General features: G+C 69.2%; 11 protein-coding genes. 3 read left to right on the top strand and 8 right to left on the bottom strand.

Translation table 11 applies throughout. The features are described 5' to 3' along the window. Window positions 1-603 precede the first annotated feature (603 nt). Window positions 604-1,278, top strand: a complete 675-nt coding sequence (locus QM624_RS05750; protein ID WP_415089667.1) for a DNA alkylation repair protein — start codon at window positions 604-606, stop codon at window positions 1,276-1,278. Window positions 1,279-1,281: 3 nt separating this feature from the next. Here the strand turns inward: QM624_RS05750 and QM624_RS05745 are convergent, their stop codons facing one another. Further along, on the bottom strand, window positions 1,282-1,800 hold the full coding sequence (locus QM624_RS05745) for a hypothetical protein (RefSeq protein ID WP_415089664.1): 519 nt from the start codon (window positions 1,798-1,800) through the stop codon (window positions 1,282-1,284). Window positions 1,801-1,901: 101 nt separating this feature from the next. On the opposite strand from QM624_RS05745, the gene QM624_RS05740 reads away from it, so the two are divergent. After that, complete coding sequence (locus QM624_RS05740) at window positions 1,902-2,639, top strand: hypothetical protein (protein ID WP_415089662.1); 738 nt, start codon at window positions 1,902-1,904, stop codon at window positions 2,637-2,639. Here QM624_RS05740 and QM624_RS05735 read toward each other — a convergent pair. From QM624_RS05735 to QM624_RS05710, 6 genes are read right to left on the bottom strand one after another with little or no spacing between them, the layout of a single operon-like run. Next, on the bottom strand, window positions 2,634-4,226 hold the full coding sequence (locus QM624_RS05735) for an FAD-dependent oxidoreductase (protein ID WP_415089659.1): 1,593 nt from the start codon (window positions 4,224-4,226) through the stop codon (window positions 2,634-2,636). The genes QM624_RS05740 and QM624_RS05735 overlap by 6 nt on opposite strands. Next, window positions 4,223-4,543 (bottom strand): lycopene cyclase domain-containing protein, encoded by a 321-nt coding sequence (locus tag QM624_RS05730; RefSeq protein WP_415089657.1) that lies wholly within the window; start codon window positions 4,541-4,543, stop codon window positions 4,223-4,225. The genes QM624_RS05735 and QM624_RS05730 overlap by 4 nt, the downstream gene beginning before the upstream one ends. Continuing rightward, window positions 4,536-4,874, bottom strand: a complete 339-nt coding sequence (locus QM624_RS05725; protein WP_415089655.1) for a lycopene cyclase domain-containing protein — start codon at window positions 4,872-4,874, stop codon at window positions 4,536-4,538. The genes QM624_RS05730 and QM624_RS05725 overlap by 8 nt, the downstream gene beginning before the upstream one ends. A gap of 1 nt (window position 4,875) precedes the next feature. Further along, a complete protein-coding gene (locus tag QM624_RS05720) occupies window positions 4,876-5,766 on the bottom strand; it encodes a phytoene/squalene synthase family protein (RefSeq protein WP_415089653.1) in 891 nt (296 codons plus the stop codon). Further along, window positions 5,763-7,235, bottom strand: a complete 1,473-nt coding sequence (gene crtI / locus QM624_RS05715) for a phytoene desaturase family protein (protein WP_415089651.1) — start codon at window positions 7,233-7,235, stop codon at window positions 5,763-5,765. Before crtI ends, QM624_RS05720 begins: the two co-directional genes overlap by 4 nt. Then, a complete protein-coding gene (locus tag QM624_RS05710; RefSeq protein WP_415089669.1) occupies window positions 7,232-8,269 on the bottom strand; it encodes a polyprenyl synthetase family protein in 1,038 nt (345 codons plus the stop codon). The genes crtI and QM624_RS05710 overlap by 4 nt, the downstream gene beginning before the upstream one ends. Before the next feature lie 277 nt (window positions 8,270-8,546). Here QM624_RS05710 and QM624_RS05705 point away from each other — a divergent pair, with 277 nt between their 5' ends. Beyond that, window positions 8,547-9,398: a MerR family transcriptional regulator gene (locus tag QM624_RS05705; RefSeq protein ID WP_415089649.1), complete on the top strand. Its 852-nt coding sequence runs from the start codon at window positions 8,547-8,549 to the stop codon at window positions 9,396-9,398. On the opposite strand, the gene QM624_RS05700 is transcribed toward QM624_RS05705, so the two are convergent. Then, window positions 9,377-10,023 (bottom strand): methyltransferase domain-containing protein (locus QM624_RS05700; protein ID WP_415089647.1); only part of this gene is annotated, 647 nt, incomplete at its 5' end. The two genes, QM624_RS05705 and QM624_RS05700, sit on opposite strands and share 22 nt — an antisense overlap.

Genomic DNA, 10,023 nt, shown 5'->3' with positions numbered 1-10,023 from the left:
GGAACAGACAACACCAGGCAGGTTTCTGACAACACTGTGACAACACCTTTACTTAGAAACCTGCTTGCAGAAAACACTACCGGAGGGGGTCTCGACAAGCTCGACCAACGGAGGCATCGGGTCGTCGGATGGTCAGATCGTGCAGAAATATCGGTATGTCGATGTCGAGATCGCTCACTGATTTCGGGAACCATTCCGGATCTCGGGCTACAACGCGAAACCGGAACATGTTTCCCGCCAACAGTCACCGATGTCGAGATCGCTGCCGCGCCGTCGCTCGCCCGGCCGTCGCGCTGCTGCGCCGCCGTGGTGCGGCTGCCGCGTTGCCGTGCAGTGGTCCGTCTGCTGCGCCGTCGTATCCTGCCGCGCCGTCAGGTCGATGGAGATCGGCTTCCGCGGGGCATGACGAACGTGCGCGCAGTTGGCTGGTGGGCGGCGCGGCGAACTCGACGAGGGGTGGTACGAAAAGAACCGTCCCCGCGTTCCACGAAGCCGTCCCCCGGCGTCCGAGCTAACGACGAGTCCGCGAGCGATAGGCCCAATCATCGTGGGATGGCGGAGACTGTTGGTGGCAGTGCGGCAGATCATCGACAAGGAGCATCTGTGACCGACGACACGACGGCTGCGGTTCTGGCTGAACTGGCAGCGCTGGATGATCCCAAGCTGCGTGAGGTCAATCGGCGGCACGGGGACGGCCACGGGGTGAAGCTGAGCGACCTGCGGGCGCTCGCGAAGCAACTCAAGGTGCAGCCGGACCTGGCCCGTGACCTGTGGACCACCGGGGATCCGGCCGCCCGGCTGCTGTCGATCCTGATCTGCCGGCCGCGAGCCTTCACCGTCGGAGAACTGGACGCCATGCTGCGCGAGGCCGGCACCCCGAAGGTGCACGACTGGCTGGTCAACTACGTGGTGAAGGTCAACCGGCACTCCGACGAACTGCGGCAGGCCTGGCTGGCCGATCCGGACCCGGTGGTCGAGAGTGCCGGCTGGGCACTCACCGTCGAACGGGTGGCTAAGAAGCCTGACGGTCTCGACTTGGACGGCCTGCTCGACACCATCGAAGCCCGGATGAAGGAAGCACCCGAACGACTCCAGTGGGCGATGAACCACTGCCTGGCGCAGATCGGCATCTCCCACCCCGAACGCCGCGCCAGGGCCATCGCGATCGGCGAGCGACTCGAAGTCCTCAAGGACTACCCGACGCCGCCGAACTGCACGTCGCCGTTCGCTCCGACCTGGATCGCCGAGATGGTGCGTCGTCAGGGTGTCGCCTCCTGAGGGTCAGAGGTCGTCCCAGTACCGACGGCTGGGGACCGACACCGTCAGGGCCGGTGACGTACCGCCCCAGTCGCCCAGGAGGTTCGCCCAACCCGTCGGTGTCACCACGAATACATCGCCGTGGAACGCCGCCGTCGGATGGTTGCTGTAGCGCCATCCGAAGAAGTACTGGCTCTCGGTCGGTGTGATCACGGGGTGCCCGTGGCGGCAGACCACCGTGATCAACTCGCCGGTGATCGGCCCATTCCGAACACCGTCCCAGGTCCGAGCGGGTACGCAATCGATGGCTACGGCGTGTAGCACCTGGCTGAGTTCATGGATCGCCTCGTCGTCGAAGTAGTCGTTCTGGTCGATGACGGCGGGCAACGTCGGGAGGCTGCGCACCTCGAGCACGGCCAGCGTGGCGCGATCGACGTGGGCGACCAGGGTGACGCCCAGCACGGCGGGTCCGTGAGTGAGGATCTCGGTGAGGACACGGATGCGGTCCTCAGTTCCGGTGAAGAGTTCAGTTGAGTTCGACATCGCATCATGATGCGAGCCGCCACTGACACTTGCGCCCGGTGCGTCGCCAACCTGTGGATAACTCCAGCATCAGCTTGTGGATCGCCTGGCAGGATCGCGTCATGGACCTTCTGGCGCGGTACCGAGCGGGCGACCGAGAGCGGGTCTGGCACGAGCTGCGCCAACTCGGCGACCGCGTCCGCGAACCCGAACTGGCGAGGCAGGCACAGGCGGTCTGCGACGAAATGGCGCTCCGTGCGCGCCACAACATCGAGGTCGTCGTCGACCGGCTCACCACTCACGGCTACCGGTTTCACGACAACGACGACGAACAGACACCTATCGCCCCGATCTTGACGCCGACCACCCACGCAGCGCCACTCGCCGACTGGCTGACCGGCCGCTTCGGTTCCGTGCCGATCACGGTGTCGTCGTGGCTGCGGCTGGTGGGCGATGTCTGGCTCGTCGGCACCCACCCGTCCTGGCCGGGCAGCGCGCAGGCCGATCCGCTGGTCCTCGAACTCGAATACTCGCGCTATCACGATGCCTCGGCGCAGGACCTCTACGACGGCGAACTGGACGCCTGGCACGACTCGACGGGGGACGACCCGTCCGCCGGGTGTTTCGTGCTGCCGGTGGCACCCGACCGGCTGCACAAGGCCAACATCAGTGGCGGCGCACCCTACGGCTTACGGGTTCCGGACGGCTGTGCTGAGGGCATCTTCGTCGCTGAGGTCGCCATGCCGTTCGTCGACTACCTCAACCAGGTCTTCCGTTCTGGCGGCTTCCCGGGCCCCGTGCAGGACGAGGCGGGTTGGTGCATCAGGCGTGAACTCGCAGAAGGACTGCTCCCGCTATGACTCGGCCCTCGCCAGCAGACCACGGGTCGGCGGTGACCACAGGGTATGGCCCCGGCGTCCCCAGCCGGTGAGCAACTGATTGGCTGCCTGCCAGCCGGTGGTGGCCGCCCGCTCCATCAGAGCGACCGGCAGGTCGCAGCGCACCAGGTCACCGGCCAGCACCACCCGAGGGTCGGGCGTCGCCACCGTGGGGCGATCCGTCCACGGGGAGGTGTCGACCAGTGGACAGTCCGCCTCGACCAGCCACTCTTCGGCGAGCACCGGCGCACCCGACAACTCCGGCTGGACACGCTCAGCCTCGGCCCACAACCGGGTTCGGACGCCGGAACTCACCTCACTCGTCACAGCGCCGCTCAACTCGGCCAACGCATACCCGTGCACCTCCACCACGGCGCCGCCATGTTGCTCGGCCCACTGCGTGGCGCCCCACTCGAAGGCATCCAGCCGGGAGACGTTGTCGAGCGGCCCGTAGCCGCTGGTGCCGAGGAATGCCGGCACGTCCGGCAGTCGCCTGTCGAGCCAGCGGCGTCCGACTGCGAACGGCGGTGCGGTCCGCAGCCGGGCGATCCGATCACGCCAGGCCGCGTCCCCTAGCGCGGAGTCGGCGACCACCCGCTGCAGGGCGGAGGTGTCGAGGGCGAGCACGACCGCGTCCGCCGCCTCCTCGCCCTGATCGTGCAGCACCCGGACTCCGTCAGCAGTCGACTCGACATTAAGAACCCGCACGCCACAACGGGTTTCGACGCCCAACCCGGCCAGGTAGCGACCGAGCGGTGCCCACAGTGCAGTGTCGTAGTCGTCGTCGGGGACGTCGAACAGCAGCCCCTCGCCGCCGCCCAGGAAGTAGGTGTGAAACATCGCCAGCAGTTCGCCGCCGGAGAACTCGGCCGGATCCGCGAAGAAGCTGCGGGCGAACACCTCCAGCGCCAGGTGCCGGGCCTGCGCGGGGAACCGCAGCCGGTCGAGGACCTGGGCGGCGCTGACGCCGTCCAGTTCGGAGTAGGTGCGGGGAAAGTCGACCTGCAGCAACGCGAGCGCGGCCCGGACGTCCACCTTGGCCAGGTCGGAGATCCGGAAGGTCGGGCTCTGCGCGACGAAGCCGAGGATGCTCCACGGCGGCGTCCGGGGGACGCGGGCGAACGAGTCGGTGGGTCCGCCGGCCAGCGTCAGCGGATAGTCGTCGACGGGGACCAGCCGCCGCAGAGCCGGATCGGTGCGGCGCAGCAACGCGCGCAGGTTGTAGTACTGCCGGAAGAAGGCGTGGAAGCCGCGGCTCATCGTCCGCTTGTCGCCTCCGTAGCCATCGTCGGCGCCGCTCCCGACGGCCAGCTCGGCCCCCACAGCCGAGCCGACCCCGGCAGCCGAACCGACACCTACCGGCCACGACCGGACGCGTCCGCCGAGTTGCTCGCAGGCTTCCAGCAGAGTGACCGCGACACCCCGCTCGGCCAACCCGGTGGCGGCCGCCAGCCCGGCGATCCCGCCACCCACCACGACAACCCGCGGACGCTCCGGCCCTCCGCCACTTGGAACGACCGGATCGATCCGGACGGCGCGCCGGTCGCGTCCGGGACGCCACGGCCTCACGACGCCCTCCGCGAGTCGCGGCGTCCGATGACCTCCCAGACGATCAGGCTGGCGGTGATCAGCGCGAAGCCGAAGCCGAAGTCCTCGATCGGGATGTCCCAGGGGAATCGGATGCCTGAGAACTGCTCGGGGTGGTAGCTGACGATCGGTGCGGACAGCTTGGTCAGCCAGCCGTCCACCAGCACCTGGAAGAAGAACATGATGGCCAGCGCCAACCAGTACTGCAGCCGGGTGAAAATGCCGGTCCGGGCCCACAGCAACTCGGCCAGCACCACGATCAGCATGGCCAGCAGCGTGCCCAGCGTGTACTCAAGCATCGCTCGCCTTCCGCCGAGACCGACCGCGCAGAATGGTGCCGACCGCCTCGTAGGTGAGCAGCCCGCAGATCGGAATCACCAGGAAGAACACCACCTCTTCCAGCGGAATCCCGCCAGGAAATACGAGCCCGGTGGTGTAGTCGGGCGAGAACGTCCAATGGTCGCGGCGGATGGCGAACACGTCCCAGGCGATGAACAGCAGGGCCACCGGCACCACTGCCAGCAGCATCCGCCGCGGACGCCGGTACACCCGGGCGGCGAGCCAGAACTCCAGCGGCAGGGTGAGCAGCAGGCAGCCGGCCATCAGGGCCAGGTACTGGAACCGGTCCACCTCAGCCGCCCGCCCCGGCCGGCAGCGAGACCCGCGGACGATGGACGAGCGAACCCAGCGCGGTCGCGATCTTGTGCACCGTCGGCACCCGGGCGCGTCCGGTGAAGACGTCGTAGTCGCGAGCCTCGATCCGCTCCAGGATCGCCGAGTACAGCCGGTGCGCGGTCGCCACGCATCGTGCGGACGCCGGCGGCAGCAACCCGATTCCGGGTTCCGCCTCGCGATACAACTCGCGGGCCTGCTCGATCTCGAACCGCATCACCGCCCGCCAGGCATCGTCAACCACCCGGCGCGACGGGTCGGCGCCGAACCGGCGCAGATCGGCTTGCGGCAGATAGACCCGACCGCGATCCAGATCCTCGCCGACATCGCGCAGAAAGTTGGTCAGCTGAAAAGCCAGTCCGAGTGAGCGCGCCGGGCCGATCGCACGAGGTGAGAGCGGTTCGAGCACGGGCAACATCATCTCGCCGATCACCGCCGCCGACCCCTCCATGTAGCCGCACAGATCGTCGAATGTCTCGTAGCGGGTCACGTCGAGATCCATCGCCATCGCGTCGAAGAACCGGTCGAAGCACTCGCGCTCGATGCCGCAGGACGCCACCGTATGCGCCACCGCGGCCAGCACGTCGTCGCCGGGACGCGGTGCGCCCGCCAGCGCGTCCTCGAAACGGCTCCGAAAGCCGGACAGTTCGGCCCGGGTCGACGCCGAGTCGCCGAGGGTGGCGCCCGGGGCGTCGACGATGTCGTCGGCGAGCCGGCACAGCGCATAGACCGCGTGCACGTGGCGCCGGCTGGCGCGCGGCAGCAGCAGCGCGCCCCAGTAGTAGGTGGTTCCGTACCTGCGCGTCAGCCGGGTGCATTCGGCGTAGCCGCGCGTCAGTTCGGCGCTCATCGGACGGCTCCGAGATAGTCCCGGACGCGGCGCGCGGCAAGCTCGCCGCTGATCAGCACCATCGGAATGCCGACCCCGGGAGTGGTGCCGGTGCCGGCCAGAAACACCCCTGGACGACGCCGCTCCAGGTTCGGCGGACGGAACGGCCCGGTCTGCGCGAAGCTGTGCGCGAGGCTGAAGGGCGTCCCTGCCGCCATGCCTTGGGCGGCCCAGTCTGCCGGGGTCACCATCAACTCGGTGACGATCTCAGTCGGATAGCCGTGCCGTTGCAGGAACGCCAGCAGCCGCTCCCGCAACCGCGGCCCCTCAGCGCTCCAGTCCTGGCCGCCGGTCAGGTTCGGCACCGGCTCCAGTACATACAGAACGCTGTGCCCCTCCGGCGCCATCGCCGGGGCGTCAACAGTGGGAATGGTGACCAGTCGGGACGGGTCGCTCATCAGTTCCTTGCGCTTGATCAGCTGCTCGAACGCCCGACCCCAGGCGTGACCGAAGTGAATGTTGTGGTGAGCGGCCTTAGCGGGGGCACTGCCGCGGACGCCGAGGTGCCAGACCACAGCGGACGGCGAGAAGTCACCACTGCGGGCGGCGCGCGGGGGAGTCAGGTCGGGCAACAGGGTGCGGTAGGCGGTGGGCAGGTCGGCGGTCAGCACCACCGCGTCCGCAGCCAACTGCTCCCCACCGGCCCGGACGCCGGCCACCCGGCCCTGCCCGTCGGTGAGGATCTGCTCGGCCGCTGCCTCGTAGCGCAGCTCGGCGCCGGCCGCCTCGAGCGCCGCGGCCAACGTGAGCGGGACGGCGTGCATGCCGTCGGCCGGGAACCAGACCCCGCTGATCGAATCCATGTAGGTGATCACCGCATACAGGGCGAGCGCATCGTCGGGGGCCAGCCCGGCATACATGGCCTGGAAGGTGAACAGCCGCACCAGCCGGTCATCGGAGAAGCGCCGCCGGATGGTGGGCCCGAGGCGTCCGAAACCGCCGAGCCGGACCAGCTTCGCGGCCGCACCCGGACGGCTGAGCAGGTCGAGCGGACTGTCGAAGTTGCGGGCGATGAAGTTCGGCAACTCCACCTCGTGCAACTGCTCCAGCCAGCCGACGAAATCGGCGAACGCGGCGGCGTCGGCGGCCGACACCTGCTCGGCGATCTCGGCTCTCATCGCGTCCGCCGAGGCCCGGACGTCGATCCGCGAGCCGTCGGCGAAGAAGCCCCGGTAACCGGGGTCGAGTCGGCGCAGCCGCAGCGGTTCCAGGCTGCCGCCGATCCGTCGTAGCGGATGCTCGAGAAGCGCCGGCATGGTCAGCACGGTCGGGCCGGTGTCGAAGGTGAAGCCGTCCGTGCGCCGGACGCCGTTGCGGCCGCCGGGGAACGATTCGCGCTCGAGAACGACCACGTCGTGGCCGTCGGCGACCAGGTGGCAGGCGGCGCTCAGGCCGGAGAGCCCGGCGCCGATCACGATCACCCGGCTCATGATTCGCGCCAGGCCAGCTGCGTGACCAGCCGCCGCAGTCCGTCGGCGGCCCGACGATCGACCAGCGGCGACGCCAAGGCCCGCTCGGCAGCACGGACGGCGGCAGCGATCAACTGTTCGACCTCGTCGATCACCCCGGATCGCCGGAGCTCCTCGGACAGTTCCGCCGCCTGGTCGGGCGTGACCGTCTCGCGTCCGACCCGCCGCAACTGGAGCCGCAGCGACGGGCTGAACCGCTTCTCGGCCAGGGCGAGCAACACCGTGGGTTTGCCGGCCAGCAGGTCGTCGCCGACCGGTTTGCCGGTGTGGGCTGGGTCGCCGACCACCCCGAGAATGTCGTCGCGCAGGGCGAATGCCTGGCCGGCATGATGCCCGTACTCCTGCAGCACAGCGAGCAGCTCATCGCCGGCACCGGCCGCCAACGCACCCAGCTGCAGTGGTCGCCAGACGGTGTACGCGCCCGACTTGGTGCGGGCCACCTCGTGGGCGTGCCGTAGGTCGCGGCGTCCGTTGGCGGCACCGACCAGATCACGGCCCTGGCCCATCATCAGTTCGATCGCCATCGTGCGCCACGCCGTCCGCATTCGGGCCGGCAGCGCACCGACCAGCAGATCGGCTTCGCTGTGCAGCAGATCGCCGACCAGGATGGCGATGTTCTCGGCGTACCGCTGCGGGTCGCCGAGCCCGCCCAGTTCGCGATGCTCGGCGCGGGCCAGGGCATGCACCGACGGCCGTCCGCGCCGGGTCTCGGAGGCGTCCATCACGTCGTCGTGGACCAGTGCGAAGCAATGCAGCAGCTCCAGCGCGGCGCCCAACTGGATCAGGTCGTGGTGGCCCCGGCCGTGATCGAGTCCGCCGGCCGCCACCCAGCCCCAATGCGCCATCCGTGGCCGCAGCAGTTTGCCGGGTGCGGAGGCGAAGTCGCACACCAGGGCGAGGATCGAGTCGGTGTGCAGCACGCCCACCCGGGGTACCACGGCGCTGGCCAGTGCACGCCACTGGGTGTCGAGTTCGGTGAGCGTCTGCTCGACCATGGCCAGCACCGCATCCACTGTGTCCGCTTCAGCAGTGGCGGGACGAATGAGGTCGAACGCAGCGGGCTCGTTCTGTAGCGATCGGTTCGCGGGCAGGTCTGCTCGGCTACCACTCCGGGTCTGCATCGGTGTCAAAGGTTGCTCCCGTCCGGTCGCACTAACACTGAACAATGAGCCTGCACCATGCCAGAACCTTAGACAAGGCTGCCCAACAACATTAGACACTCTTGGGTGTAGCCATCGCCCACGGGGCGGGCTGGACCTTAGACTCACCGCAATGGTCACGATCAGTCAGGCGGCGCAGCTCACCGGCGTGGCCGAGCACACGCTGCGGGCGTGGGAACGCCGCTACGGGGTCTTCCGTCCGTTGCGCACGCGCAGCGGCTATCGGGTCTACGACGACGCCTTGCTGTATCGGATCAGGACCATGAAAGAGCTTGTGTCGACCGGGTTGTCCCCGCGTCAGGCGTCGGACGAGGTGAGCCGGCTGGCGGCGTCCACGACCGTCGGCGAGCCGGACGCGATCGCCGAGCTGATCGAGGCCCTGAGCCGGTTGGACGTGACCGCAGCCAAGCGCGTCATCGACGAGCAGTTCGCCCTGCGCAGCTATGAGGCGGTGGTGGACGACTGGCTGATGCCGGCGATGGTCCGGGTGGGCACGGCCTGGGCGTCCGGGGTGATCTCCGAGGCCGGTGAGCACCTGGTGGCGAACGTGGTGATGCGTCGACTGGCCGCAGCCTTCGACGCGGTGGGCCCGAATCCGTCGACGCCGCCGGTGATCGTTGGGGCGCCGTCCGGCATCACCCACGAACTCGGGTTGATGGCGTTCGCCGTGGCGCTGCGGCGGGCGGGAGCCGCCACCATCTATCTGGGTTCGGACGTGCCACCGGCGGCCTGGTCGGACGCGGTCGGCGCCACCGGTGCCGCGATGAGTGTCACTGCGATTCCGCGCCGAGCCGACGGCCGACGGGTGGCGGCGTTGCACGAGCGACTGCGGGCCGACCACCCTGACGTGCCGCTCGCGGTCGGTGGTCAGTTTCAGCACCTGGGTCCGCCGGGGTGTGTCCGGCTGGGCCACCGGATAGCGCCGGCCGCGCGCGACCTGGCTCACGGGTTGGCCGGACGATGACCCTCGCCGGTCGGCTGCTCTGGGCGCTGCGCCACGAAGGTGTGCAGGATGCCGCGCTGCCAGCCGGTGACGGGGAACTGCTCGATCGCAGTGAACCCGACGCGGCGCAACCGCTCATGCACCGTCGCGGTGCTGTCGAAGGCCCGGACGCTGCGCCACAAGTAGCGGTACAGCCGCGGCGAGCCGCGAACCAGCCAGCTCAGTGGGATCACCACCAGCCAGCACACCAACGTCCAGACCAGACCGGCCAGGCGGCGTCCGGCCACCGAGTATTCCTGGATCACCAGCTGTCCGCCCGGGCGCAGTGCGTTCAGGATCGACGCCAGCGCCGCGTCCCGATCCTCGGCGTCGATGTTGCGCAGCAGATAGGCGGCCATCGCGCCGTCCGCGGGTGGCAGGTCGAGCTCGGCGAGGCGCTCCGCCGGCAACTGCCGGAACTCGACACCCGATGGCCACGGTTTCGCCCGCGCCTCGGCCAGCATGCCGGCCGAGGCGTCGATACCGATCACCCGCGCGGCGGCCAGCCTGCGCAGCAGCGCGGCGGTGGACGACCCGGAGCCGCAGCCCAGATCGAGCAGCAGCTCGGGTGCCTGGTCGAGGCGGTCGGCCAACCGGCGGGCGGCGG

The sequence above is a fragment of the Micropruina sp. genome (genome assembly GCF_047606365.1).
Lineage (GTDB): Bacteria > Actinomycetota > Actinomycetes > Propionibacteriales > Propionibacteriaceae > Micropruina.
Note: the sequence above shows the minus strand (reverse complement) of the source record. Positions and strands in the feature narration are given on the sequence as shown.

Bases quoted from the DNA above. Each gene is read 5' to 3' on its own strand.
- QM624_RS05745 (WP_415089664.1), bottom strand. From the start codon at position 1,800: ATGTCGAACTCAACTGAACTCTTCACCGGAACTGAGGACCGCATCCGT.
- QM624_RS05740 (WP_415089662.1), top strand. From the start codon at position 1,902: ATGGACCTTCTGGCGCGGTACCGAGCGGGCGACCGAGAGCGGGTCTGG.
- QM624_RS05730 (WP_415089657.1), bottom strand. From the start codon at position 4,543: ATGCTTGAGTACACGCTGGGCACGCTGCTGGCCATGCTGATCGTGGTG.
- QM624_RS05720 (WP_415089653.1), bottom strand. From the start codon at position 5,766: ATGAGCGCCGAACTGACGCGCGGCTACGCCGAATGCACCCGGCTGACG.
- crtI (WP_415089651.1), bottom strand. From the start codon at position 7,235: ATGAGCCGGGTGATCGTGATCGGCGCCGGGCTCTCCGGCCTGAGCGCC.
- QM624_RS05710 (WP_415089669.1), bottom strand. From the start codon at position 8,269: ATGGTCGAGCAGACGCTCACCGAACTCGACACCCAGTGGCGTGCACTG.
- QM624_RS05705 (WP_415089649.1), top strand. From the start codon at position 8,547: ATGGTCACGATCAGTCAGGCGGCGCAGCTCACCGGCGTGGCCGAGCAC.